The 25,254-nt window shown below is 44.4% G+C and carries 22 protein-coding genes, 2 rRNA genes and 1 riboswitch; of the genes, 23 read left to right on the top strand and 1 reads right to left on the bottom strand.

The genetic code is table 11. The features are described 5' to 3' along the window. From BUB92_RS08595 to BUB92_RS08530, 14 genes are all read left to right on the top strand, one after another. Nucleotides 1-80 (top strand): 23S ribosomal RNA (locus BUB92_RS08595); the annotation flags it as partial. A gap of 57 nt (nt 81-137) precedes the next feature. Continuing rightward, a 5S ribosomal RNA gene (gene rrf, locus BUB92_RS08590) occupies nt 138-252 on the top strand. Between the two features lie 354 nt (nt 253-606). Continuing rightward, nucleotides 607-1,932: a uracil-xanthine permease family protein gene (locus BUB92_RS08585; RefSeq protein ID WP_073092904.1), complete on the top strand. Its 1,326-nt coding sequence runs from the start codon at nt 607-609 to the stop codon at nt 1,930-1,932. A gap of 221 nt (nt 1,933-2,153) precedes the next feature. Further along, nucleotides 2,154-2,367: riboswitch (cobalamin riboswitch) on the top strand. 203 nt (nt 2,368-2,570) lie between these two features. Continuing rightward, a complete protein-coding gene (locus BUB92_RS08580; RefSeq protein WP_073092900.1) occupies nt 2,571-3,881 on the top strand; it encodes a prenyltransferase/squalene oxidase repeat-containing protein in 1,311 nt (436 codons plus the stop codon). Nucleotides 3,882-3,894: 13 nt separating this feature from the next. Next, complete coding sequence (locus BUB92_RS08575) at nt 3,895-5,715, top strand: S-layer homology domain-containing protein (protein WP_073092897.1); 1,821 nt, start codon at nt 3,895-3,897, stop codon at nt 5,713-5,715. Between the two features lie 64 nt (nt 5,716-5,779). Next, nucleotides 5,780-6,904, top strand: coding sequence for a DUF4430 domain-containing protein (locus BUB92_RS08570; protein ID WP_143156910.1), 1,125 nt, complete (start codon nt 5,780-5,782; stop codon nt 6,902-6,904). A gap of 13 nt (nt 6,905-6,917) precedes the next feature. After that, a complete protein-coding gene (locus tag BUB92_RS08565; RefSeq protein WP_073092891.1) occupies nt 6,918-7,817 on the top strand; it encodes an energy-coupling factor transporter transmembrane component T in 900 nt (299 codons plus the stop codon). Then, nucleotides 7,799-9,451 (top strand): ABC transporter ATP-binding protein, encoded by a 1,653-nt coding sequence (locus tag BUB92_RS08560; protein ID WP_073092887.1) that lies wholly within the window; start codon nt 7,799-7,801, stop codon nt 9,449-9,451. Before BUB92_RS08565 ends, BUB92_RS08560 begins: the two co-directional genes overlap by 19 nt. Nucleotides 9,452-9,474: 23 nt before the next feature. Then, the gene (locus BUB92_RS08555) at nt 9,475-10,983 is read left to right on the top strand and encodes an S-layer homology domain-containing protein (protein WP_073092884.1); all 1,509 of its coding nucleotides are present in this window, start codon (nt 9,475-9,477) and stop codon (nt 10,981-10,983) included. Between the two features lie 4 nt (nt 10,984-10,987). Next, a complete protein-coding gene (locus BUB92_RS08550; RefSeq protein ID WP_073092881.1) occupies nt 10,988-11,569 on the top strand; it encodes an ECF transporter S component in 582 nt (193 codons plus the stop codon). Nucleotides 11,570-11,736: 167 nt separating this feature from the next. After that, nucleotides 11,737-11,943, top strand: a complete 207-nt coding sequence (tatA, locus tag BUB92_RS08545) for a twin-arginine translocase TatA/TatE family subunit (RefSeq protein ID WP_073092879.1) — start codon at nt 11,737-11,739, stop codon at nt 11,941-11,943. Between the two features lie 51 nt (nt 11,944-11,994). Then, nucleotides 11,995-12,882 carry a class I SAM-dependent methyltransferase gene (locus BUB92_RS08540; protein ID WP_143156909.1) on the top strand — a complete coding sequence of 296 codons (888 nt, stop codon included), beginning with the start codon at nt 11,995-11,997 and terminating at the stop codon, nt 12,880-12,882. A 126-nt stretch (nt 12,883-13,008) separates the two neighbouring features. Further along, nucleotides 13,009-13,575, top strand: a complete 567-nt coding sequence (locus tag BUB92_RS08535; RefSeq protein WP_073092873.1) for a phosphatase PAP2 family protein — start codon at nt 13,009-13,011, stop codon at nt 13,573-13,575. Between the two features lie 322 nt (nt 13,576-13,897). Continuing rightward, nucleotides 13,898-14,392, top strand: a complete 495-nt coding sequence (locus BUB92_RS08530) for a MerR family transcriptional regulator (RefSeq protein WP_073092870.1) — start codon at nt 13,898-13,900, stop codon at nt 14,390-14,392. Nucleotides 14,393-14,398: 6 nt separating this feature from the next. Here BUB92_RS08530 and BUB92_RS08525 read toward each other — a convergent pair whose 3' ends face one another. Beyond that, entirely contained in the window at nt 14,399-14,596 is a 198-nt protein-coding gene (locus BUB92_RS08525) for a hypothetical protein (RefSeq protein ID WP_073092867.1), read from the bottom strand. A gap of 666 nt (nt 14,597-15,262) precedes the next feature. Between BUB92_RS08525 and BUB92_RS08520 the strand changes: the two genes are divergently transcribed. The 9 genes from BUB92_RS08520 (at nt 15,263) to BUB92_RS08480 (ending at nt 24,945) form a co-directional block, all read left to right on the top strand. After that, nucleotides 15,263-17,200, top strand: a complete 1,938-nt coding sequence (locus BUB92_RS08520) for an oxidoreductase (RefSeq protein ID WP_073092864.1) — start codon at nt 15,263-15,265, stop codon at nt 17,198-17,200. A gap of 12 nt (nt 17,201-17,212) precedes the next feature. Continuing rightward, a complete protein-coding gene (locus BUB92_RS08515; protein WP_073092861.1) occupies nt 17,213-17,686 on the top strand; it encodes an HAD family hydrolase in 474 nt (157 codons plus the stop codon). Nucleotides 17,687-17,968: 282 nt separating this feature from the next. Further along, the gene (locus BUB92_RS08510; protein ID WP_073092858.1) at nt 17,969-18,538 is read left to right on the top strand and encodes a 4Fe-4S dicluster domain-containing protein; all 570 of its coding nucleotides are present in this window, start codon (nt 17,969-17,971) and stop codon (nt 18,536-18,538) included. Nucleotides 18,539-18,541: 3 nt separating this feature from the next. After that, a complete protein-coding gene (locus BUB92_RS08505) occupies nt 18,542-19,723 on the top strand; it encodes a CoB--CoM heterodisulfide reductase iron-sulfur subunit B family protein (protein WP_073092855.1) in 1,182 nt (393 codons plus the stop codon). 43 nt (nt 19,724-19,766) lie between these two features. Continuing rightward, nucleotides 19,767-21,752, top strand: coding sequence for a CoB--CoM heterodisulfide reductase iron-sulfur subunit A family protein (locus tag BUB92_RS08500; protein ID WP_084728428.1), 1,986 nt, complete (start codon nt 19,767-19,769; stop codon nt 21,750-21,752). 2 nt (nt 21,753-21,754) lie between these two features. Further along, nucleotides 21,755-22,183 (top strand): hydrogenase iron-sulfur subunit, encoded by a 429-nt coding sequence (locus BUB92_RS08495; RefSeq protein ID WP_479725429.1) that lies wholly within the window; start codon nt 21,755-21,757, stop codon nt 22,181-22,183. Next, nucleotides 22,180-23,088 carry a 4Fe-4S dicluster domain-containing protein gene (locus tag BUB92_RS08490; RefSeq protein ID WP_073092852.1) on the top strand — a complete coding sequence of 303 codons (909 nt, stop codon included), beginning with the start codon at nt 22,180-22,182 and terminating at the stop codon, nt 23,086-23,088. Before BUB92_RS08495 ends, BUB92_RS08490 begins: the two co-directional genes overlap by 4 nt. Before the next feature lie 12 nt (nt 23,089-23,100). Continuing rightward, the gene (locus BUB92_RS08485) at nt 23,101-24,105 is read left to right on the top strand and encodes a 4Fe-4S dicluster domain-containing protein (RefSeq protein ID WP_073092849.1); all 1,005 of its coding nucleotides are present in this window, start codon (nt 23,101-23,103) and stop codon (nt 24,103-24,105) included. A 3-nt stretch (nt 24,106-24,108) separates the two neighbouring features. Continuing rightward, a complete protein-coding gene (locus BUB92_RS08480; RefSeq protein ID WP_073092845.1) occupies nt 24,109-24,945 on the top strand; it encodes an FAD/NAD(P)-binding protein in 837 nt (278 codons plus the stop codon). Nucleotides 24,946-25,254 lie beyond the last annotated feature (309 nt).

Here is a 25,254-nt window from a genome sequence, read left to right as displayed (position 1 = left end):
CTAGGTGGTAGATAGGCCGGGGGTGTAAGTACAGCGATGTATTAAGCCGACCGGTACTAATAGATCGAGGTCTTGACCTAAGGACCTTGAGGTTAAAGCGCTATCTGCAGTTTTGAGGGATTCAGGGAATAAGGATTCCTGGTGACGATGGCGGAGGGGAAACACCCGTATCCATCCCGAACACGGAAGTTAAGCCCTCCAGCGCCGATGGTACTGCAGCTGAAGCTGTGGGAGAGTAGGTCGTTGCCAGGATTAATTTTTTTCTGCGGCTTTATTTTTGGTGAAGAAATTGAAGAAAAATGAGGAATACAGGACCAGGAGATATGGTCCTGAATTTTTTTTAGCAAGAGAAAAAAATTCCGGGTATTTTTTTCAGATAGCTCGAAAAAATATAAGTATTATAGGACTTTTTAATATGGCACATTTATTGCGATGGTATTAGGCAGATTATATGTAAATTAAGATTTTATAAAGAGGGGGGAACATGAATGTTTTTCAGTAAGCTGAGGGAGGTGGCACTTTAAAAGACACTCATAAGCGAAGTTGTTGCAGCTTTAAGGTATTGGTTTTGGGGATTAAACCATAACACAATTAAGGAGGGTTCTGATGTCAGTCGAAAATGTAAGCCGTGAAGTGAATCAAGAAATTCGTTTTCACATTGAAGACAGACCTTCTTTGGCGGTAGCCATTCCTTTAGCTATTCAGCATATTTTAGCGGCATTTGCTGGTGTTGTTGCTGTTCCCCTCGTAGTGGGAGGAGTTTTAGGGGTTCCGGTTGAAGATTTAGCTTTTATTGTAAGCTGTGCGCTTTTTGCCTCTGGTATTGTAACCTTCATTCAATCCCGCGGGGTGGGCCCGGTGGGGGCAAGGATGCCTGCTGTTATGGGAACTAACTTCGGGTTTGTTGGTCCTTCTATTGCGGTTGGCAGTAAGTTAGGCTTGGGCGGTATATATACTGCTACCATAATTGCCTCTCTTACGGAAATTATTTTGAGCCGTTTTATTCCGCAGCTTCGTAAATTATTCCCCCCTATTGTTACCGGATCTGTTGTTTCCCTGATTGGTTTAACCTTGATTGCTGTAAGTATTGACTGGGCAGCAGGTGGATATGGTGCTCCTGACTATGGTAGCCTCCCTAATCTCGCTTTAGCTTTTTCCGTAATGATTGTGGTTATTCTCTTAAACCAGTTTGGCAAAGGCATGGTAAGTGCCTCGGCTATTCTTTTGGGAATAGTATTTGGATATATTGTGGCCTTCTTTATGGGCAGGCTTGATTTTACCCCGGTTGCCCAGGCTTCCTGGTTTTCTTTCCCGTCTCCATTGAAATATGGATTCCACTTCAGTTTAGCCGCTATTCTTCCGTTTATCGTAGCTTATATTGTTTCAGCCATTGAAAGTATTGGAGACCTTTTAGCTCTAGGACAGGCTTCCGGCAAAGAGCTCAATGATGACGAGCTGGCAGCCGGTATCCTTTGTGATGGTGTAGGTGCAGGTATTGCCGGTTTCTTTAACTCTGGTGCCACTACTACCTTCAGCCAGAATATCGGGGTAGTTTCTTTAACTGGTGTTGCCAGCCGTTTTGTAGTTATGATTGCCGGTATAATCCTTATTCTTATGGGACTTTTCCCCAAACTGGGCGCTCTGGTTGCTATTATGCCTAACCCGGTTTTAGGTGGAGCAGGCATAATCATGTTTGGCATGATTGCTGGTGCAGGTCTTAATATAATGAGAAAAGAAGATCTGAATCGCAGAAACCTGCTGATAATCGCAGTATCTTTCGGACTCGGTTTAGGGGTAACTTTCCGGCCTGATTTTATATCCCATCTGCCAGAGGCTCTGCAGATACTCTTCTCTTCTGGAATAGTAACAGGGGCTATTGCTGCTGTACTACTTAATCTGCTTCTCCCCAGAGATAAAGAATATAGTTCCTAAAAAATGAAAACAAAATCCACGTTACAAATCCTCCTCGTTCGAGGGGGTATTTTTTTATGGAAATAAATGAAGGCTTTCTTATGACAAAACGGTTAAAAATTTTATCTTGTTAATCCCTTAGGGCGGTTTTTATGGGGATTTCAATTGCTATCCATAAGGGAAAAGCTTTAAATTCCTTGCTATTTATATTTTTTTGCTATAAAATATCTTCTAGCTCATAACTGAATAAGGCTTTTGCTGGTAACAGCCGGATGCCCGGCTGTTTTAAAAGGGAAAGCGGTGAGAATCCGCTGCAGTTCCCCCTACTGTGTTAGGGACGAAACCGGCATTAAATCCACTGTATGCATACCTGAAAAAGTATCGGGGTGTATATGGGAAGGAGCCGGGAGTAGGATGACCTTAAGCCAGGAGACCTGCCAGCAAAAGGAAAAACTCGACTTCTGGGGATAAGAAGGGAGGAGAAAAGGATGGTGCTTAAAAAGCCGCCCAACTTGCGTCTGACCAGATAGTCGGACGTTTTTTGTTTTTATGAAGGGATTAGAGGAAGTTTTGCCCTATAGGAAATGATCTGATTTTAACCAGGTAAAGGCTATACTGGTGGAGGATAATTTTGGGGATATATAAAAGGAGGCTTTGAGATGAAAGGAAAAGCTAGATATAGAATTTCTCTTTTATTAGTCTGGGTGCTGGTATGGCAGCTCGTTTTCGGCCTGGCCCATATTCTGCCTGCCGGGGCGGCAACGGAAAATGATATAAATGAAGCACTTGCGAAGGTTTGCAGCTATGTTAATACTTATATGCCCAGTTTTGCTGGGGGAGATGGAGACTGGGCAGCTTTGGGCCTGCGCAAGGCAGGAAAGCTGGAAGTTATCCTGCCTAACCCGCAAACCCCTACTAACTCTCCGACTGACTATGCGCGCATGATCCTGGGAGGTCTGGCGCGGGGAGAGGATGTAGGAAGTTATATAACTGCCTTGCAGGAGAGGCAGGAGGAAGGCGGATATTTTACTTCTAAAGCTGATGGAAGTGAAGATACTTTAAACCATACTATCTGGGCAGTGATAGCCCTGGATACGGCAGGGGAGAACGGATATACTGTTTCTTATAACCGGACAGCAGCCGTGAATTATATATGTTCGCAGCAAAAACCGGAAGAAGATCCTTATGCCGGCGGGTTTGATGGAGGAGGCTGGGGGGTAGATATTGATTCTACCGCTCATGCCCTGATCGCGCTGGCACCGTACAGGAATGATGACCAGGTAGGGACGATAGTAAATGAGACGATAGACAAAGCGATATATTTTCTTAAGTCTAAACAAAACAATAATGCCGGTTTTGGATTTTATGTATGGGAAGGAGAAGAGCGTCTCAGCGAATCCCCGGATTCAATTGCGGCTGTGATTGAGGCTTTAATAGCTTTAGGGATTGATCCGCAGGGTAGTGAATGGGTAAAAAATGGAAAAACTATGGTCGATGCCCTGCTCAAGTATCAGCTTCCTAATGGTGCTTTTTATGGGCCCTGGGCTCCGGGAGCAGCAAACCTTATGACTACCCGCAATGCCCTCCTGGCCCTGGCGGATCTTAAGGCTAATAGTTCCAAATATAATAATCAATTACCCTCTATGAACAATTTTTATCTCTACATTGAGGCTACGACAACTTTAAATGCAGGTGCCGACTGGAATTTCCGCTTAAGTATTAATAATAAGGGAAGTGAGCCAAAAGATACCCTGACCATAGCCGGGCTGTATAAAAAAGAGGGAAATACGGAAAAGATGATGTACTATACTGCCCTGCAAAAGAAGGTGGCTGCTGATGGACGTGAAGAGATAAGCGGGGGTATGAGCATTCCGGAAGGCACAGGTTATGAAGCGCGCATTATGGTGTGGGATGGTTGGACAAACCCGAACCCACTGATAAGCCCGGTGGTATTCAGGCTTGGAAATTAAGGGGGATTAGCGGATGAGAAAAATGCGCAACAAGTTTTTAGCCTTTATCATTTCCCTCTTTTTAAGTTTTTCTTTCCTCCTTCCTGCCTATGGGGCTGGATTTGCGGTAAGCGGGGATAATGTAGTCATAAGCGGAAATGATGCTTCTCCTTTAAGCCCGGTAAGCCTGGTGGTAGAGAAGAGTGATGGGAGCAAAAAGGCTTATATAGGGCAAACCTTAAGTGACGGTACCGGAAGCTATAGTTTCAGCTTTTCCCTGCCTGCCGGCAGTTATCGGGCTTATCTGGGAGGCGGGACAAGTGCGGTTCTGGAAGATATAGAAGGTAATGACTCTCCTTCTTCTCCGGGAGGGGGAAGCGGAAATGAGATAACCGGACAGGCTTACCTCAGCATAACTGATGATGCGGGAAGGGTTATCATAAGCGGTTTTTACTCCGTGAGAAGCGGGGATACGGTACTATCTTTCCTGCGGCGGGTAGCTCAGGCCAATGGTATAAGCCTGGAGGTGGAAGGCGGTTATGTTAAGAGCATAAACGGTCTTGCTCACAAGAAGCCGGGCTATCCAAGAAGCGGCTGGAAATACCGGGTTAACGGGATTTATCCCATGATTTCCGCGGCTGACTATGTGCTGCAAGCAGGAGACCGGGTAGAATGGGTGTATACGCTGGACTATACCAGAGATCCGGATGCGCTGGGTTTTGAAAAGCCCCGGGATATAACCCCGGTTTTGCCGGTTAAGGAAGAGACCAGGCAGAAGTATGAAGAGCTCTTAAAAGAGGTCAAAGAAGGGATAAAAGTTTTAAACGGGGATAAACGCATGGATGAAAAAAAGGCAGAGGAGATAAAAAAGGAACTGGCAGCTAATCTGGTGGAAGCTAAAGAGAGGATAGATGAAAAAGGCGGCAGTGTAGGGGATAAGGAAGCAGCGGTAGTTGTTCCCCCTGATGCCTTAAACCGGAGCCGGGAAATAAGCATAAAAGAGCTTAAGGAAGATATGTATCCGTCAGATGCTGATTACCGGATAATTTCTTCCGTATATGATTTGAAGCCGGATGGGATAAGATTTTTAAAGCCGGTTACGATAATCATAAGGCTCCCCCTCTTCCCGGATGTTAGCCTGGATAAGCTCACCCCTGCCTTCTATGATGAAAAAGCGAAAACCTGGCAGCCTCTGCCGGGGGTTATCGATGCCGAAGAAGGAATAGCTGTTTTTACTACCACCCATTTTACTAAATTTGCGGTGGTGGAGAGGAAAGCAGAGGTTAAGGAAGAAAAACAGGAGGAGATGACAAATCTTTCTTATTTTGCCGACCTGGATGATGTCCCCTGGGCTAAGGAGGCCATAACGGATTTGGTTGCCAAAGGGATAATAAAAGGGGTAGGGGAAAACCGCTTTGAACCTAACCGGACGATTACCCGGGCGGAACTGGCTTCACTTCTGGTGCGGATAAAAGGTGGAGAAAAAACTGAGGGAAGGGCTGTTTTCCGCGATGTAAGAGAGGGAGACTGGTTTTATTATGAAGTGAACAGTGCCTACCAGCGGGGAATAATAAAAGGCTATCCGGATGGAACTTTTCTTCCCCGGCGGGAAGTCAGCCGTAAGGAAGCAGCTGTCATGATGGCAGCCCTGATTTCGGGAAAGGAAGAGGGGAAGATAGAGCTCATCTTCAAGGACAGAGACCGTATTCCGGCCTGGGCCAGGGATGGGGTAGCCCGGATGTATGCGCAAGGGATAATAAACGGGTATCCTGATGGCACCTTCCGGGGAGAAAGAAGCCTTACCCGGGCAGAGGCGGCAGTAATGATCTATCGCATGTTAAAACGTGCGTCCTAAAGTTAGAAAAGGGGCAAGGCAGTTCAGCCTTGCCTGTTATAATAAAAAGGCAGGTGCTTGGAGTTTGAAAGGACGCTTAGGAATAGTTTTTTTGATATTTTTTCTCCTCTTCAGCCTGGGCGGCTGTCTGGGAAAAGCGGATAACCAGCAGGACCTTTCTTTTTCCCGGAGCGAAGTTGTAGAAAAGGCAGCTGACAGGGAAGGTAAAGCTTTCGGGATAGAGCAAGGGGAAAAGGCTCAACCCGGGCAAAAGGAAGCTGAGAAAAAAGCTGCCCGGGGAAGCAAAGAAGAAAAAGAAAGGGAAGCGAAAAAGAGAGAAGTTTTGCCCTCTTCCGGGGTAAAGGAGGAAAAGGCAAGGCTTATCATTACCTGTTATTTTGGGAAAAAAGTGCTTCTGGACCGGGAAGTCTTTTTCCGGGAAGGGGCAAGCGTGATGGAGGTTTTGAAGGCTAATGCCGAGGTGAAGACAGCCTATGGGGGAGGCTTTGTGAGCGGTATAAACGGTGTAGAGAGCAGGAAAGGCTTAAAGTCTGAAGACTGGTTTTACTATGTGAACGGGATCTGTGCTGAGATGGGCGCAGTTGAAAAGAAGGTTAATCCAGGTGATGTCATATGGTGGGATTACCATTCCTGGAAGGCAGGGATAGCTAATACGGCAGTTATCGGAGCTTATCCGGAACCTTTCCGGCATGGTTATAACGGGAAGGTAAAACCGGTTAAGCTTATCTTTACTCCTTCCTGCCGGGAGATAGCGGAAAAACTGGAGGCTTATCTGCTGGGAGCTGGGGTTAAAGAGGTGGTGCGTGAAGAATGGGCAGGGGATATGGGAGTTTCCCGCTCGGTTCCGGTTATTATTATAGGAGAATGGGAAGAGCTGCAAAAGGCAGATTATTTAAACAGGTTGAACCAGGCTTATGCCAGAAACGGCATGGGGTTCTACTGGGGAGAAGAAGGCCTCTACCTTTTGAATTATGAAGGAAAAAAAATGATGCTGCATAAAGAAGAGGCGGCGGTTCTGGGAGCTTGCGGCAGCGGCCTGGGGGATACTTCTCCCCTCTGGCTTATTACCGGTACGGACCGGGAAAGCATTGCTGGTCTGGTAGAAATGCTTGCGGTTCCTGATAAGATAAAGTATATGTATGCAGCTGCTTTTATTAAAGGTGAGCTGATAAGGCTGCCTCTGGATTGAGAGGAGATAAGAGGTGTATTTTTACCGGACATGGGATAACCTGATATATGCTTTGCATCCGCTGGTTTTGTGCTTTTTTAGCCTGAGCATTGTTCTTCTGGCTCTGGTTTTTTCCCATCCGCTTTACCTGCTTAGCCTTTTTGGCGCTTCCCTGCTGGTTATAATGGCTTCAGGCAATGGAGAAGTGGGCAAAAGCTATCTTTTTTACAGCCTGTTTTTGTTCCTGCTTATTGTTTTAATAAACCTGTTTTTTTCTCCGGGAGGAAGTACGGTTCTGGTAAGCTGGGAGCGGGGAGGAGAGATAAGATTTCTTACCCTGGAAGCTATGGTTTATGGATTTACCATGGGAGTAAGGCTTTTAACCGTGATGGCCGGCTTTGTTCTTTTTTCCTGCCTGGTAGATCCCGACTGGCTTTTTGATTTCCTGGGCTTTTGGGGGGATAAAATTTCGCTGCTTTTTAATCTTACCTTGCGACTTTTTCCCCTGGTAGTTGATGACTACCGGCGCATTTCCGAAGTCCAGGCTTTACGCGGCCTTGATTATGCCGGAGAAAAATGGCCGGGGAGGATTAAAGGAAAGGGGCTTTTACTGGAAGCTCTTTTGCTTTCCAACCTGGAACGGGCGCGGGAAATGGCCAAGGTATTGAGTTTAAAAGGCTATGGAACCGGTCCACGGAGCCATTACTACCATTATCTATGGCGTAAAGAAGATTATATGATTTTGCTGACTACCTTCCTGGGGCTGATTTTGAGCATTCTGGCTTTTATATATGGATGGGGAAGATATACTTTTTATCCGGAGCTTACAGGGTTTAAGAGGGGAGACTATGTTTTAGCCGGGTTTATATTTCTGCTGTTTAGCCTTCCGGCCCTGGGGAAATGGAGTGATGAGGTGTGGAAAAGATTAAAATAGAAAATTTAACTTACTGTTATCCTGGACGGGAAGAGCCGGCTTTAAAAGGGATAAACCTGATCCTGGGAGAAGGCGAGTTTGTGCTCCTTATAGGAGAAAGCGGAAGCGGGAAGTCTACCCTTTTGAAGGTTTTAAGCGGTCTGATTCCTGATTTTTACGGCGGCAGCTATGAGGGGGAAGTATATATAGACGGCTTAAAACTGCGCAGGATGCGCAACCGGGAAAGAGCGAGAAAGCTGGGTTTTTTAGGACAAAATCCGGAAAATCAGCTTTTTACAGCCCGGGTGGAAAAAGAACTGGTTTTGGCTATGGAAAACCTGGGTTTTACCAGGGAGCTTATGAGAAAAAGGGTAGCCGAAACAGCAGGATTTTTTAACCTGACCCCCTATCTTAAGAGCAAAGTAGCCTGGCTTTCAGGAGGGATGAAGCAAAAACTGGCTTTAGCTTCCCTTACAGCCCTGGGGCCGGAGGTGCTTCTTCTGGATGAACCTTTATCCCAGCTGGATCCCCAGTCGGCCGAGGAAATACTTAATCTGCTTGTCCGGCTTAACCAGGAGTACGGGATTACCGTGGTGATGGCCGAACAAAGGCTGGAAAAGTGCCTTTCTCTGGCGGATCGGGTAGTATGGATGGAAAAAGGTGAAATACGGGGGGAAGGAACTCCAGAAGAATTAGGCAGTTTCTGGGGAAGGGACAAGCTTTTTCTTTTACCTTCCCTGCCCCGGCTGTTTGCCCTTATGGGAGAGAAAAAGCTTCCGCTTACGGTAAAGGAAGGGAGAAAGCATCTTGCAGCCTATGAGGTGCTGCAAGGGGGAAGACAGGAAGGAGAGCATGGCCAAAGAAGAGAGGCTGTCCTTCAGGTAAAAGGATTGTGGTATGCTTATCCCCCGGGAAAGGAGGTTTTAAAAAACCTCAATTTTACGGTATATGAGCATGATATATGGATTATAATGGGAGAAAACGGAGCCGGCAAAACTACCCTGCTTAAAGTGCTATCCGGCCTCCTTCCTGCCAGCCGGGGAAAGGTACTTTTCCGGGGGGAAGATTTAAGGGATTTGCCGCTTAAGGAAAAATCGCGCAGGATTGCTTATATCCCGCAAAATCCGGATGATTATTTTTTCCTGCCGACAGTAAGAGAAGAGGTGATATTTAACCTGGAACAAACAGGGAAAAATAAGGAAGAAGCAGATTCGCTTCTGGAACAGTTCGGTCTTGCCTCTTACCATGCCTTTAACCCCCGGGATTTGAGCATGGGCGAAAAACAGCGGCTGCTTCTGGCCTGTGTGGCGGCTCTGGAGCCGGAGATATTGCTTATGGATGAGCCGACCCGGGGGCTTGACTACAAGGGCAAAGAGAGGCTCGGCAGGTGGCTTAAGGATTGGGGGGCGAAAGGGAAGGCAGCCCTTATTGTTTCCCATGATGTAGAATTTGCCGCGGAATACGGGGAAAAAGTAATGCTTCTTTTCGATGGGGAAATAGCTGCTCAGGGAAGCAAGTACCAGGTTATGGATAATTCTCTTTTTTATTCCCCGGATATTAACCGGCTTTTTGCTTCCCGGGGTGGAGGAATATTGACTTGCGAAGAAGCCTGTGCTGTTTTGAGCCGGGGCAGGGTACAAAAGCAGGTGCAGTAAGGAGACGGAAAGGAGGAATTAGGGTGTGGAAAAAGAGGCTTAAGTTTTACAGCTCTATTTTAATAGCGGTAATCTTATTTTCGCTTTTAAATACTGCTCTAGCCTATGGTTATGTTCCCGGGGAAAGAGAAAAACAGGCAGTAAAAAATGCGCTTTTCTATTTAAAAAAGATGCAGAATGAAGATGGCGGCTTTCCCTATAAAAAAGGGGAAGAGAGCGATCCTGCCACTACTTCCTGGGTAATTATAGCCTTGGGGGCGGCCGGGGAAGATATCCAAAAAGGATGGTTAAAGGGAGGCAAAAGCCCGGTTGATTACCTTAAAGGGAGCTCTTTTAAACCAGACAGCACCACCGATTATGCAAGAACCCTCCTGGCATTGACAGCAGCAGGGGAAAAACCGGTATATAAAGGAGAAAATCTGGCCGCAAAGCTTAAAAGCTGGATAGATGAAGAAGGCAAACTGGGGCAGAAGGATAAAGGAGAAGATGAGCTTATAAACGCCCACATCTGGGGGATATTAGCCCTTATCTCCAGCGGGCAGGAAGTGCCGGATAGGGAAAAAGCCAGGGCATGGCTTATAAAAAGGCAGAACCCGGATGGCAGTTTTGCCTGGGCTGAAGGGATAGAAGGCGATGCCGATGATACGGCAGCAGCGGTGCAGGCCCTTATTGCTCTGGGCGAAAATAAAGACGGGGCAGCAGTACGGAGAGCTCTAGCTTACCTGAAGTCATGTCAGCTTTATAGTGGAGGTTTTAAAAGCGGGTGGAGCATAAGCCAGGCCAACAGCTGTTCTGATGCCTGGGTTATGCAGGCATTGATAGCAGCCGGGGAAGATATACGAGGCAGCAGCTGGAGCCGGGGAGGAAAAAATGTAGTTGAACATCTCCTTTCTTTGCAGGATAAAAGCGGCGGTTTCCGCTGGCGGGAAGAAGACCGGGAGCCTTCCATCATATGTACTGCTTATGCGGTGACTGCTCTCAGCGGGAAATGTTTTACGGGGAGAAAAAATGAAGAGCGCGGGATCTTTTATGATTTATCCTCCTCGCACTGGGCTTATCAGGCCGTCTTTTCTTTGCTCCAGAAAGGAGTTGTAGGCGGTTATCCGGATCATACTTTCCGGCCGGAAAAGGCTTTGAGCCGGGCTGAATTTGCCCGCATACTATGTTCTGCTCTGCAGTTGCAGCCGGTTGCCCCAGAAAGAGGCAAGGGATTTAAAGATGTTCCGGAAGGATACTGGGCCACGAGCTATATAGAAACTGCTTATGCCTACGGCTATATGCGAGGTTATCCTGATGGAAGCTTTAATCCGGAAGGCAAAATCAGGGGAAGCGAGCTGGCAGCTGTCCTGTGCCAGATATTGAAACTGGAAAAACCTCTATCTTATGAAGGAGAACGATGGTACAGTTTTTATGTGGAGGAGGCAGGCAAGAGAGGCCTTCTCTATCCTGTATTTGAGGCGGAAAGGGATGTAAGCCGGGCCGGATGTGCTTATAGCATATACCAGATTTTAATGTACAGGCAGGAGGAGTAATTTAGTGCATGCAGGTTTAATAGCAGGGATAATAGGGCTGGTTTTGCTGGGCATATTTTTTTGGCGGCTGGAGAAGAAAACTTTTTCCTCTTACCAGTTGGCTCTTACCGCAGCCATAGCTGCTCTGGCTGCCACTTCCCGGGTAGCTTTTGCTCCTTTTCCTAATATTACCCCTTCTACCTTTATAACCATGATAACCGGCTATACCTGGGGGATACAGGCTGGTTTCGTAGTAGGGGCTTTAAGCGGGCTTATATCTAATTTTTTTCTGGGTCAGGGCCCCTGGACCTTGTGGCAGATGGTAGCCTGGGGGTTATGCGGAGCTTTAGCCGGCATGGCAGGTAAGATGAGCTCGGGATTTAACCGCCCTGTTTTTACTTTACTGTGCTTTGCCGGCGGGTATTTATTTGGTTTGCTCATGAACCTCTGGCACTGGCTGGCTTTTGTTTATCCTCTTAATATAAAAACTTTTTTGAGTATTTATGCGGCAGGCTTCCCTTTTGATACCATGCATGCTGCCGGCAACGCCGTTTTTGCTTTTCTTTTAGGCCCCCCTTTTTATAAGATACTGTTGCGATACAAATAATACGACTCGAAGAAGTTTTTAATTTGGGGACGGTTCTAAATTTAAAAAGTGTTACGATTCGTAATAGATTTTAAAAAAAGAACCGTCCCTAATTTAAAAAGCTTGTTTTGGCGGTTGAGGAAGATATATAATAGAATAAACTGTTTGGGAGAAGGGGAGGAAAAAATATGTTTGGACTTATAGGCAATTTTGGACCCTGGGAAGTAGCCTTTATACTTATAATTGTGCTGATTATTTTTGGACCGGGAAAACTGCCGCAGGTAGGGGAATCGCTGGGCAAGGCTATCCAGGGATTTAAAAAAGCTAAAAATGGGGAAGATGAAGGACAAACTTCGGTTAAGCAGATTGAAGGGGAAGGGGAAAGCAGAGCCTAATTATTGACTTTCCCTAAAAAGGGCTTGCCCAATAAAGAGCTTGGGGAGGAAATGATGAAGGAAGCAAAAGCGTGGGAATATTATTCCGAAGAAGAAATATTGGAGGCTAATAAGCTTAAATATGAAAGTGATGCTATAGTCAAGTTTTATGAGGATTTCGAGGAACCTAAATATACTTATCGGGAATATGATGTGGTTTTTTCGGCGGTAGTGGAGATGCTTAAACCTCATCTTTCCGGTCCGCTGCGGGCAGTAGATATGTGCGGGGGGGCCGGTAAAGGGGCTTTTACTTTGAAAAAGTGTTGCCCGGAAGCTGAGGTTACCCTGGTTGACCTTTCAGAAAAAATGCTGAATATTGCAAGAAAAAGGGCTGTTAAAGAAGGTTTTACCGATATTGAGATGGTTTTGAGTGATGCCTACAGTTTTTTGGCTGAGGATAGGGAATATGATGTGGTAATCTTTTCTTCGGCTATCCATCATTTTAAAGATCCGGTAAATCTTTTGAAAACGGCTTCTAAGATGCTTTCCCCCCAGGGGGTCATAATTACCATAGCTGACCCTAACCGGTTAAAGTCGACGCGCAGATTTAAATTTTTTGAGTTTTTGGCTGCGGATAGAAACTACAAAAAGATGATACTGTCTAATCTTTTTAAAGCCAAGGAGAAACCAGATGTTTTTGATGTAGCTGAGTATCAGGCGTATTATGGCATAGAAGATGAACTTTTATGTAAAGAGCTGAGAAAGATAGGCTTGCGCCCTTTGATTCATCTAAGATATCCCGCAGGTGAGTCGTGTTTTACCAGGATTATGCCATATGTAGGGCTTTTTTGGGCTTTTAGCCTGGTACTAGCTAAGGATGACAGATATGCCAAGGAAGTACCCAGATTAAGAACCAGGATTAAGGAGAATATGCCGTTTGCCATAAGCTTTGTTGACTAGAAGCTGAAACGGAAAAAGATTAGTATATAAATTCTAAAAGCACTTTAATTGGCAAAGTGCTTTTTTATTTTAGGTTTAATTTATATATACTAGGATAAAAAACTGGCTGCTACAAGGAGGTTAAGAATGGATTTTATACCTTTTTCCTGGGTGCAGAAGATAATTTATTTTGACCAGCTCTGCCAGCATATGGCAGAAAGTTTAAGGCATCCTGCAGCAGTAGATTTTTTCAGGCTGATTACTTATTTGGGGTCTCCTTATGCTTTTTTTCTTATTGCGCTGGTAGTTTCTTTTTTTATGTTGCGATGCAGGATGATAAGGGAGGTTTTGGTGCTTAATATAGTTTTGTTTTTAACCGGAAGGTTAAATGACTATTTAAAAGTGTTTTTTGCCCGGGAAAGGCCTAAAGGAGAGATGCTGACTTATGCTGCCGGTTTTAGTTTTCCCAGCGGCCATGCTATGCTGGCTACCTTTTTTTATGGTTTTCTGGCTTACCTGACGGTAAAACATCTGGGGGGAGCTAAGGGGAAAGGGCTGGCCTTTTTTTTCCTTCTGCTTATTTTGAGCATAGGCTTAAGCCGGGTGTATCTTAATGTGCATTATATGAGTGATGTGATTGCTGGTTTTATTGGCGGCGGGGTTATGCTGGCCATAGGCATAGCTGTTAATGAAATACTGGTTAGAAAGTTTTAGCTTAAAAATCAGGTTAATAATTAATTTGGAGTCATTATTTCCCAATATGAACCATAGAATTTAATGAAGTCAATAAAAAAAGCCGTTCTGCTGAACGGCAGCTCATATAGGGAAGTTTATATGAGCTTAATAATTAAGGAAGGGAAAGTACAGGCTTACAATAAGGTTAATTATTAAGTTGTAAGTTAACTTCATATTGAATGGGATACAGAATAAGGGTTGATAACTGTTTGTGAAGCTTATGTTTCCGTTGGGCAGGGTTTTTAACCTTATTGCCTTACCTGATAATAAATTATGAAGTAAGGGGGGAAAAGGTTACAGGATGAAGGAAAGATATTATAAAATCGGTGAAGTATCTGAAATGTTAGGCATAGAACAGTATACCCTGCGCTATTTGGAAAATAGCCTTCAGCTAAAGATAAAGCGCAATGAAAAGGGAGAAAGGCTCTATACGGAGTCGGATATTGATACTTTAAGACTAGTTCTCAAGCTTAAGGAAAAAGGACTTAATACTACAGCTATAAAGATGGCTCTGGAAAATGTAGAGGAAAGCCAGGTTACAGATTTAGTTCCTGAAGAGGACAGGTCTTATCAGCTGCCGGCAGAAGTAATTTCTCTGGCGCAAAAAATTATAGAGCAAAATGATGAGCTTATACGGATGAACAAGGAGTTGGAAAGGAGAATTGATGAACTAGAAAGGAAGATAGAGAAGCGCAATGAGGAAAGGGAAAAGAGGATAGATGAGTTTCTGCGCCTGTGGAGGGCGGAACAGGAAGGAAGGAATAAATCCTGGTTTTCTAAACTGGTAGGGAAGTGAGGATGTTTATATACTGGGCGGTTTTATATCAAAAATTATTTCATCTTCCAGCCAGAGAAACTGGATAATAGTGTTGTCTTCCATAAGCAAAGTGATGCTGGTTTCGGTTAAATCCAGTATTTTTTTTATTTTTTTGCCTTCTGCATATCGGGTCAGCATTTGATAGTCCTCTAATAGCCTGCTTTTTATCCATCTTTTTTTCATTTTTTATCCCTCCTCCTAATACCGTATGAATTTTCGGAGAAATGGTTACTGGAGTTTTTTACATTTAAAGGGGTATAATTTAAGAAGCAGGGAGACAGGAGTAAAAAATTTGTTAAAAAGCCATGGGATAGGGAAAGATAATGAGAGAGATTACATGGTAAATACAGGGAAGGATAAAAAATGCGCCTGGAGTTAAGCTGGATAAAGCTTGGGCTTTTCCCTTTCTTAAGCATTATTTCGGCTCTGCTTAATAAGACAGCAGCCAAATATGATTAAAAATTTAAAATCCGCCCGCCGCAGTATGGGAAACCAGTTTGAGCTGATAAGCCATACTGTCCAGGTGCGGGCGGATTTTTTATGGGAAAACAACAGGCAGCTTGGATAAGTTTACCCTTAAATCGGGACTTGTTAAGCTGTTCTGCTGTTTTCTAGTCTTATTATGCCCGGTGTAAATGAAAATATACATGGGCTTTAAAAAATTTTTTTAAAATTTAAAACTGGTGTTCCGCTGGAAGATATCCTTGCCGCGCGAAGATTTTGGTGCGGGGGAAAACCGGAACACCAGTTTCTAACCCCTATTATGTGTATTTTTACTTCAATTTATACCCCGGTTTACCTCGATATGGTATATTGGATAATAAAACACCTGAGGAGAGGGATAAAGGAATGGAACTGGGAAAAAGTTTTGCGCTTAAAGGCAAGTATTTTAAAAACCGCATAGTTATGCCTCCTATGGGAACAGGACTAGCCAGCATAACAGGTGAAGTTACAGAAGCTATGCTGGCTTATTATGAAAGAAGGGCTAAAGGGGGAGCCGGGACGATAATTGTGGAAATAGCCTGTGTAGATGACCCGGTAGGAAGGGCTAGCTTAACCCAGCTCTGTATTGATAAGCCAGGATATATAGCCGGGCTTAGGGAACTGAGTGAGAGGATAAAATCTTATGGCTGTAATGCCTTTATTCAGCTGCATCATGCGGGAAGACAGACTACCCCGGTGGTTACTGGAGGGAAAAAACCGGTAGCTCCTTCCCCTATTCCCTGCAAGTTTATGCGGGCAGAACCAGAAGAGCTTGACCGGGAAGAAATAGGAAGGATAAGAAATAAGTTTGTCAGGGCTGCCTGGTATGCAGCCAGAGCAGGTTTTGATGGTGTTGAGCTACATGCAGCTCATGGCTATCTGTTAAGCCAGTTTTTGTCTCCTTATACGAATAAAAGGGAAGACGAATATGGAGGAAGCCTGGAAAACCGGGCCCGTCTGCTTACGGAAATAATTGAAGATATCAAAGGTTTAGCTCCTGAATTGATAATTGCCGTAAGGTTTAATGTAGCAGATTTTGTTCCCGGGGGACTGGAGGTAGAAGAAGGGGTTAAGCTGGCAGTGCTTCTGGAAAAGGCAGGTGCCGACCTTCTTGATGTATCGTGCGGTATATATGAATCGGGACATACTTCAATTGAAACTCCCTCTTTTAAGCCGGGATGGCGTATGGAAATGGTAAGAAGGGTTAAGGAAAATGTTGGTATCCCTGTGATAGGAGGAGGAAACCTGAGGAGTCCGGAAGAAGCAGAGTATTTTTTACGTGAAGGATATGCAGATTTTATCTGGATAGGAAGAGGGATGCTGGCTGATCCCTTCTGGGCTAATAAAGCGCTTACCGGAAAAAGGGATGACATAAGGCCCTGTATCTCCTGCAATACCTGCATAGACAGCATCAATAATGGATGGCATATACGCTGTGCGGTAAATCCCCGGACAGGAAGGGAAACTGTTTTCAGGGAAAAAGCAGAACTTAATGGTATCAGGGTGGTAGTAGTAGGGGGAGGACCAGCCGGGATGCAGGCGGCCTGGACTATAAAAAAGGCAGGCGGAGATGTGATTTTACTGGAAGCAGGTGATGAGCTGGGAGGAAAGCTTGACATAGCTTCCCGGCCTCCCTATAAAGAGAGAATAAGCCTTTTAAATTCTTATCTGCAAAAGAAGCTTAAAGAGGCAGGAGTAAAGGTGATGCTCAATACTCCGTTTAGTGGCCGGATTATAGAAGAACTGGCTCCTCAGGTGCTGGTCTGGGCAGCCGGGGCCATGGATAGGGTGCCGGACATAGAAGGTATAGAAAAGGTGCGGGTAAGTTTTCTTGAAGAGGTTCTGAGCCGTGAAACACCTGTTAAAGGGGAAAAGATCCTGATCATCGGCGGAGGAAGCAGCGGATGTGAAACAGCCGATTATCTGGCTCCCCATAATGAAGTAATTATCGTGGAAAAAACAGATATGCTGGCTAAAGATCTGGAAAACATGACGCGTCTGGAACTGTTAGCCCGCTTAAAGGCTAAAGGAGTAAAAGTTTACAAAGGGGTAGAAATCGAGAAAATAGAAGATGATGGTGTTTATTTACGAGGAGAGGCAGGTGTTATCCAGGGAATAGACAGAATAATATTGTCCTGTGGCTACCAGGAAAATTGGCCTCCTTATGAATATACAAAACCTTTTGCTCAATGTTATATTATTGGTGATGCTAAAAAGCCGCGGGATATAGCATCTGCCCTTTATGAAGCGGAATTTATTGTTTACGATTTATATAACCATATTAATCAAAAAAACTGGGAATAGGAGAGAGTGAGCATGCTGCAGATTTCTATACCGGGCCGGGACAAGACTTTACACCTTAAAAATATCCTGCTTGATTTAAACGGCACACTGACGGTAAATGGCGTTTTGCAGGAGGGAGTAAGAGAGAGGATAAAAATACTTAAAAACAAGTTTTCTATTTATCTTCTAACAGCCGATACTTTTGGTACCGGAGGGATGATAGCTAAGGAACTGGGGATTGAGGTTTTTAAGGTAGGGGAAGTTAATGGGGGACAGGACAAACTTGATTTTTTGAAATCTCTGGGAAAAGATGAAACCGTAGCTATCGGCAATGGTTTTAATGATGTCCTTATGCTGGAAGAAGCTGCTCTATCAATTGTAATCATTGGGGGAGAAGGATGTGCGGTTGAGGCTTTGCTTAAGGCGGATATAGCAGTTACTGATATTAATACCGCTTTGGATCTTTTGCTAAACCCCATGCGGCTGGTAGCTACCCTGAGGGCTTAAAGGTGAGCAGGGCTTTCTGCTCATTTTTTTTATAGAAAAGATGAATTTTTAATATGATAAGACAATTTAACAGAAATTTAACATCATGCTGATATCTTGATATATTATAATGAGTTATACTATATTAAAAAATATTTTAAAATATATTACATATATAAAATGTTTTGTTTTTCCTCGGAAAGATTTTATTTTATAATGTCAACTCTACCTTAAAATTTTTAAAAGTTTTAAAATATATAAAATTACTTATTGCGAAATTTGGGGAAGGAAGGAGAGCGATTTATGCAGAAGGTTGCTAGGATTGGTCCACCTACGGAAGAAGAAAACAGGCTACTTAGCCAATTAGAAAAGGAAGCAGGTACGGATATAAAGCTTTGTTATCAGTGTGGCAAATGTTCTGCCGGCTGTCCGGTAGGTTTTGCTATGGATTATACCCCGCGCCAGGTGATAAGGCTTCTGCAGCTGGGCCTTGTGGATGAAGCTTTAAGTGCGGAAAGCATCTGGTTGTGTGCTACCTGTGAGACTTGTTCAGAGCGTTGCCCGCGCGGTGTTGACATAGCTTCCCTCATGGATACCCTGCGCCGGGAAGCATTAAGGAGAGGCAAGATTACGGATAAAAAGGTGGCCTTATTTAATAAGGCGTTTCTGGATACAGTCAAAAAGTATGGAAGATCTTATGAAACCGGCATTCTTCTTTATCATAACCTGGCTACCCGGCAGCTTTTCAAAGATGCCGAACTGGGGCTGCCTATGATGAAGAGAGGCAAAGTCCATCCCTTCCCGGAAAAGATAAAAGGACGGGATAAAATACAGCAAATATTTAAGAGAGCAGAAGAGATAGGGAGGGAATAGTAGATGAAGCTGGCATATTATCCGGGCTGTTCTTTAGATGGAAGTGCAATTGAATACGGTCTTTCTACCCAGAGGGTAGCTTCTATAATGGGAGTAGAACTGAAAGAGATAGAGGATTGGAACTGCTGTGGAGCTACTGCCGGGCATAATACCGATAAGCTTCTTTCCCTGGCTTTACCGGCCAGGAACCTGGCTCTGGCGGAAAAGGAAGGGCTTGATGTCCTGGCTCCCTGTGCGGCCTGTTATAACCGGTTTAAGGCTGCTGAACATGCAGTAAGGGAAGATGAGGAGTTAAAGGCGAAAATAGAACATATAATTGATATGCCTTATAAGGCAAGCAATAATACGGTGTCTGTTCTCGAATGGCTTACTGATATAGGCCTTGACCATATTAAAAAGAAGGTAAAAAACTCGCTTAAAGGAATGAAAGCAGCCTGTTATTATGGATGTTTGCTGGTAAGACCTTCTTCCCATACGGGATTTGATGATCCGGAAGATCCCCGGAGCATGGATGAGATAGTAAAGGCTCTGGGAGCAGAAGCTGTCGATTGGGCTTATAAAACCGAATGTTGCGGAGCAGCTCTAGCTACTTCACGTCCGGAAATAGGCAGCAAGATGATATATGAAGTTTTAAGGGATGCTAAAGAAGCAGGAGCTGAATGTATAGTAACAGCCTGTCCGCTTTGCATGATGAATCTGGACATGCGCCAGGGACAGGTAGAAAAAAGGTTTAAAGAGAAGTTTAACCTTCCGGTTTATTATATAACCGAGCTGGTAGCCATAGCTTGTGGCGATAAACCGGAGGAGGCAGGGGTTAACAAACATTTTGTGGAAGCAATGTCTTATCTTAAAGAGCTACCAGCTAAAGCAGCTCGCATAGAAGAAGAGGAAAAGGCCAAAGAAGCGGCTAAAAAGGCGAAAGTAAAAGAAACATCGGAAGAAAGCGATGATGAGACGAAGAAAAAGATAGATGCTATGCTTAAAGGATTAGAAAAGAATCCGGAAAAAGTAGTATCTAAACTGCTGGAAGATGAAGAAAAGGTTAAGATTTTAGCCGAAGTTATAAAAGAGGATGAAAAGAAAAGGGTAAAATTGGCCGAGGCAATGGTTACGGATAAGGAAAAAGCAGCGAAGATGGCGGAAGCTCTGGTAGCGGGCGAACTGAAGAAGCGTCAAAAGGCTTGATAAAAGATAGAGCAAAGGATTTATTTGAGGAGGGAAAAGGAGAATGAGAAAAAGGGTTGGGGTTTTTGTCTGTGATTGTGGAACTAATATTGCCTCCGTAGTCGATACGGAGGAAGTGGCCCGATATGCAGCCAATTTACCCGGTGTGGTTTTTTCCACTACTTATAAATATATGTGTTCCGATCCCGGGCAGGAAATGATAAGAAAGGCCATAAAAGAACATGATCTAGAGCAGGTAGTAGTTGCTTCCTGTTCTCCGCGCATGCATGAAAAGACTTTCCGCAAGGCGGTAGAACAAGGTGGTATTAACGGCTACCTTTTTGAAATGGTTAACATAAGGGAACAGGATTCCTGGGTACATCATGACCGCGGGGAAGCCACGAAAAAGGCCAAAGATCTGGTAAGGATGGCTGTAGCTAAAGTTCTGCGCAATAAACCGCTTTATATATCCCATATTCCTATTACCAAAAAAGCCCTGGTGATAGGAGGCGGAATTGCCGGAATGCAGGCAGCTCTTGATATTGCTGATGCCGGGTATCCGGTAATTCTGGTGGAAAAACAGGCTACTATCGGCGGCAAGATGGCTCAGCTTGATAAAACCTTCCCTACCATGGACTGTGCTGCCTGAATAGCAACCCCCAAGATGGTTGCTGTGGCACAGCACCCTAATATCCAGATTATAACCTATGCTGAAGTTACTAATGTAGCTGGTTATATCGGCAATTTTAAGGTTACCATCAAAAAGAAACCTAAATATGTAGATTGGGATTTATGTACCGGCTGTGGAACCTGTATAGAAAAATGTCCTACCAAGAAGATTCCTGATCCCTTTGATCTGGGGCTGGGGATGACTACGGCTATTCGCAAAGTATATCCGCAGGCAGTACCCGGCAAGCCTTTTATTGATGATAAACACTGCCGCAAGCTTACCGAAGGCAAATGCGGAGTATGTGAAAAGATTTGTCCTACTAAAGCGATAAAGTTTGATGATAAAGAAGAATATATGACGGTAGAGGTAGGAGCCATTGTCATGGCTACCGGCTATGACCTGTTTAAATGGGAAGAAGTTTATGGTGAATACGGCTATGGCAAATATCCTGATGTTATAACCAGTTTGCATTTTGAAAGATTGGCTAGTGCCGGCGGACCTACAGGTGGTAAGATAAAGCGGCCTTCAGATGGCAAGGAGCCCAAGCGGGTTGCTTTTATAAAATGTGTAGGTTCTCGTGACGATACTAAAGGCAAGAGCTATTGTTCGCGGGCTTGCTGTATGTATACCGCTAAACATGCTTATCAGGTAAAGGACAAGATACCTGATAGTGAAGCTTATGTTTTCTATATGGATGTGCGTACGGCAGGTAAGAATTATGAGGAATTTTACCAGCGCTCCCTTAATGCCGGGGCTAAATATATAAGAGGTCGGGTAAGCAAGATTTACCAGCGTGGAGACAGTCTGGTGCTTAAGGCCGAAGACTCCCTGCTTGGACGTCCCCTGGAAGTAGAAGTAGATATGGTAGTCCTGGCTACAGCTATGGTCCCTTCTGAAGGAGCGCAGGAACTGGCCAAGATAATAGGCTTTTCGGTAGATAAAGATGGATTTTATCAGGAAGCTCATCCCAAGCTGCAGCCGGTAGAAACTTTTGCTGCCGGGGTATATCTGGCGGGGGCCTGTCAGGGACCCAAGGATATACCGGATACTGTGGCCCAGGCCAGTGGAGCAGCGGTAAAGGTATGCGGGCTTTTGGCCAAGGATATGCTAGCAACTGAGCCGATGGTTTCAGAAGTAGATATATATAAATGTTCGGGATGCGGTTTCTGTGTACCTATATGTCCATATAAGGCTATTTCTCTGGTAGAAATAACCGAAAAAGGACACCATGGGCCGATAGTAAGACAGGTAGCCGAGGTGAATGGAAGCCTCTGTCAGGGATGTGGGGCCTGTGTTCCTGCATGTCGTACGGCGGCTCTTAACCTGAAAGGATTTACTGATGAACAATTAGTGGCGGAGGTGGATGCATTGTGTCTATAGCTATAGCTGAGGAAAAGGGCTGGGAACCTAAAATAATAGTCTTTGCCTGCAACTGGTGTACTTATGCAGCTGCCGACCTGGCCGGGCTTAATCATTTGGAATATCCGGCCCAGGTGAGGATTATAAGAACCCCCTGTTCAGGAAGAATGGATCCTATGTTAGTTTTAAGGGCTTTTAACCGGGGAGCAGATGGGGTTCTGCTGTCCGGCTGACACCCTGGTGAGTGCCACTATGGTAGTGGCAATTACTATAATCGCCGCCGGCATACGGTTATAAAAAGCCTTATGCAGTATTTCGGCATAGAGCCGGAAAGGTATCAAACTGCCTGGATTTCAGGGGCCGAGGGCATTAAGTTCCGGGATACGATGGAAAAATTAGTACATGATGTCTGTAAATTAGGACCAAATAGAAAGCTGAGGGATGCCAGATGAAAGAGATAACTGCGAAAATTCAGGAAACGGCTGCCAGGCTCCTTACAGAAGGCAGGGTAGATATTTTTATCGGCTGGCAAAAAGGCGAGTTTGGTTATAATACCAAGCCGTTCTTTGCCCACAGCCCGGAAGAAGCTGATAAGCTGGTTTTCGACGAGTATTCTATCCACAACCTTAGCAATGCCCTTTTGAAGTTTAGGGACGGACATCAGAAGATTGGGATAGTAGTAAAAGGCTGCGATTCCCGGGGGATTGTTCGTCTCTTAGAAGATAACCAGTTTAAAAGAGAACGGCTTTATATAGTAGGGGTATGCTGTCCCGGCATGAAGGATCCTCTAAAGAAGATGTATCAGGATTCAGGTTTTGCGGTGCAAGTAAATGGAGATGCAGAGCTGGCAGATAAATGCAGATATTGCATACAGCCTAATCCGGTAATATATGATGAACTGATAGGGGAAAAAAGGGAGCCTAGACTTCCCGAGGATAGGTTTAAAGAGGTAAAAGAACTGGAAACTAAATCTTATGATGAAAGATACCAGTTTTTTGAACAGGTTTTGTCTACCTGTATTCGCTGTTATGCCTGCCGCCAGGCTTGTGTGGCATGTAACTGCCGCACCTGTATATTTGACGAAACCCGGCCGCAGTGGGTGGGCAGAGAAACCAGCATAAGTGATAATATGATGTACCATCTGGTAAGGGCTTTTCATATGGCAGGAAGATGTGTAGAGTGTGGAGAGTGTGAAAGGGTATGTCCGGTTGGTATTCCGCTCATGCTCATAAACCGCAAGCTTATCAAGGATGTAGGCGAATTTTTCGGCCCCTATGAAGCAGGTATGGAATATAAAGAAGGAGCTAAACCGCCTTTGAGCGTATATAGAGAAGATGACCCGGATGATTTTATATAAGGAGTGGTTGGGATGAAGGTTTTTAAAAGAGCTAAGCTGGAAAAGGTGCTGGATAAATTATCTGCTTCATATGAAGTACATGTGCCGATGAAGAGAGGGGCCCAGTCAGGGTTTTTTGATTACCGGACTTATAATGCCGATTTTGATGAACTAGTTTTAGATGTCTTGAATGTTTTAAAACCCCCCAAAGAAGCGGTTTTCCCTCAGACGGAAAAGATGTACAGCTTTAAACAGGAAGGCCAGGATGTAATCATAGACAAGGTTTATGAAAATGAAGATAAGCGGATTGTTTTTGGCATGAGATCATGTGATCTTATGGCTATTTCCTGCCTGGATGATGTTTTCTTGACCAGAGGGTATGTAGATACTTTTTATAAAAAAAGAAGAGACAACACCATTTTTGTAGCTAATGCCTGCTATAGTCCAGGAAGGCAGTGTTTTTGCGATTCTATGGGCGTAAACCCTGTTGAGCCTGAACTGGCAGATGTTGTGCTGCGGGAATATAATGAAGGTTATGTATGGGAGATAAAGACAGAAAAAGGCGAAGAGATTACCGCTTTAATAGCTGACCTGCTGGAAGAAAAAGATGTAAACCTGCCTGAACCTAAAGGGTGTACCCTTAAAGTAGATTATGAAGGTGTAGATAAGAAGCTTAAAGGCATGTTTGAACATCCTATGTGGGAAAGATTTTCTGAACCGTGCCAGACCTGCGGCATATGTACTTATACCTGTCCTACCTGCCACTGTTTTGATATTCAGGTTAAGGCATGGGGAGAAGAAGGTTACCGTTTCCGCTGCTGGGATTCCTGCATGTACCGGGAATATACCCAGATGGCAGGAGGACATAATCCCCGGGAGACGGCCAAGGAAAGATTCAGAAACCGCTTTTTGCACAAGCTGGAGTTTTTCAATGAAAGATACGGTAAGCCTCTATGTACCGGCTGTGGAAGGTGTATATTTGTCTGTCCTTCCGGAGTAAGCATAGTAAAGATAATCGAGGAGATTAAGGGGGCATAGAAAGTGCATAGATGTAATTGCGAAAACCCTTTAGTACCGGAAATAGTTGAGGTAGTTGATATAATTGACGAGACTCCCGATGTTAAGACTTTTAAAGTTAGAAAAATAGGCGGGGGAGTTCCTTTTAATGTTATGCCGGGACAGCTGGCCATGGTTTCTCTTGTGCCGGTAGGGGAAGGAATGTTCTCTGTTTCCTGGCAGGAGGAAGATGATCACCTCCAGTTTGCTATAAAACGGGTAGGGTTGATGACTGATGAGCTGCACCGTATCGAAGTAGGGCAAAAACTAGGGATAAGAGGACCTTATGGCAATGGATTCCCGGTAGAAAGCTGTAAAGGTAAGAATATGCTTTTTATCGGAGGTGGTATAGGTCTTGCGCCTTTGCGATCTTTCATAAAATACTGTTTCAAACACCGGGAGGAATACGGCAAAATAACTATAATTTATGGGAGCCGCAGCTATGCTGATCTATGTTTTAAAGAAGAGCTTTTCCAAAAATGGCCTAAGGAGAGGGATACTGAGGTTTATGTAACCATTGATAAGCCGGAAGAAGGCTGGAACGGCCATGTAGGTTTTGTCCCTTCTTATCTAGAAGAATTAAATATAAGTCCGGAAAATACGATTGCCGTTACCTGTGGACCACCGATTATGATAAAATTTGTGCTGGAAGTTCTGGAGAAGATGGGTTATACCGATGAACAGGTAATAACTACCCTGGAGATGCGAATGAAATGCGGCATAGGCAAATGCGGCAGATGCAATATAGGGAGTGAATATATCTGCCTGGATGGCCCGGTATTTACTCTGGCCCAGCTCAAAAACCTTCCTCCGGAATGGTAATCAGGTTTTATATTTATATATATATCTATCATTATACGTTCGACTAGATTTGTCGTCGACCTCCAATAATGTAAAAATCCCTGGGGGTCGACGACATTATTATTTGCCGAAAAATCTTGACACTAAGAAGTTTTGCAAGTAAAATTAGGGAAAAATGAGTTAATGTGATTTACTTAAGAAGCCTTATTTTATGGTGCTTTTAATTGGTTTTTAGCCTACCTATGAGGAATTGAAACTGACGTTCGTATCTACATACCATGAATATTTTTGTTGCAGTTTTTAGCCTACCTATGAGGAATTGAAACAGTC

This window comes from Thermosyntropha lipolytica DSM 11003, from assembly GCF_900129805.1.
Classification (GTDB): domain Bacteria; phylum Bacillota; class Syntrophomonadia; order Syntrophomonadales; family Syntrophomonadaceae; genus Thermosyntropha; species Thermosyntropha lipolytica.
The sequence above is the reverse complement of the archived record's forward strand: the minus strand, read 5'-3'. Positions and strand labels throughout refer to the sequence as shown.

Coding starts and splice junctions, on each gene's coding strand:
- BUB92_RS08540 (WP_143156909.1), top strand. CDS start 11,995: ATGATGAAGGAAGCAAAAGCGTGGGAATATTATTCCGAAGAAGAAATA.
- BUB92_RS08530 (WP_073092870.1), top strand. CDS start 13,898: ATGAAGGAAAGATATTATAAAATCGGTGAAGTATCTGAAATGTTAGGC.
- tatA (WP_073092879.1), top strand. CDS start 11,737: ATGTTTGGACTTATAGGCAATTTTGGACCCTGGGAAGTAGCCTTTATA.
- BUB92_RS08505 (WP_073092855.1), top strand. CDS start 18,542: ATGAAGCTGGCATATTATCCGGGCTGTTCTTTAGATGGAAGTGCAATT.
- BUB92_RS08525 (WP_073092867.1), bottom strand. CDS start 14,596: ATGAAAAAAAGATGGATAAAAAGCAGGCTATTAGAGGACTATCAAATG.
- BUB92_RS08575 (WP_073092897.1), top strand. CDS start 3,895: ATGAGAAAAATGCGCAACAAGTTTTTAGCCTTTATCATTTCCCTCTTT.
- BUB92_RS08510 (WP_073092858.1), top strand. CDS start 17,969: ATGCAGAAGGTTGCTAGGATTGGTCCACCTACGGAAGAAGAAAACAGG.
- BUB92_RS08515 (WP_073092861.1), top strand. CDS start 17,213: ATGCTGCAGATTTCTATACCGGGCCGGGACAAGACTTTACACCTTAAA.
- BUB92_RS08485 (WP_073092849.1), top strand. CDS start 23,101: ATGAAGGTTTTTAAAAGAGCTAAGCTGGAAAAGGTGCTGGATAAATTA.
- BUB92_RS08490 (WP_073092852.1), top strand. CDS start 22,180: ATGAAAGAGATAACTGCGAAAATTCAGGAAACGGCTGCCAGGCTCCTT.
- BUB92_RS08535 (WP_073092873.1), top strand. CDS start 13,009: ATGGATTTTATACCTTTTTCCTGGGTGCAGAAGATAATTTATTTTGAC.
- BUB92_RS08580 (WP_073092900.1), top strand. CDS start 2,571: ATGAAAGGAAAAGCTAGATATAGAATTTCTCTTTTATTAGTCTGGGTG.
- BUB92_RS08585 (WP_073092904.1), top strand. CDS start 607: ATGTCAGTCGAAAATGTAAGCCGTGAAGTGAATCAAGAAATTCGTTTT.
- BUB92_RS08520 (WP_073092864.1), top strand. CDS start 15,263: ATGGAACTGGGAAAAAGTTTTGCGCTTAAAGGCAAGTATTTTAAAAAC.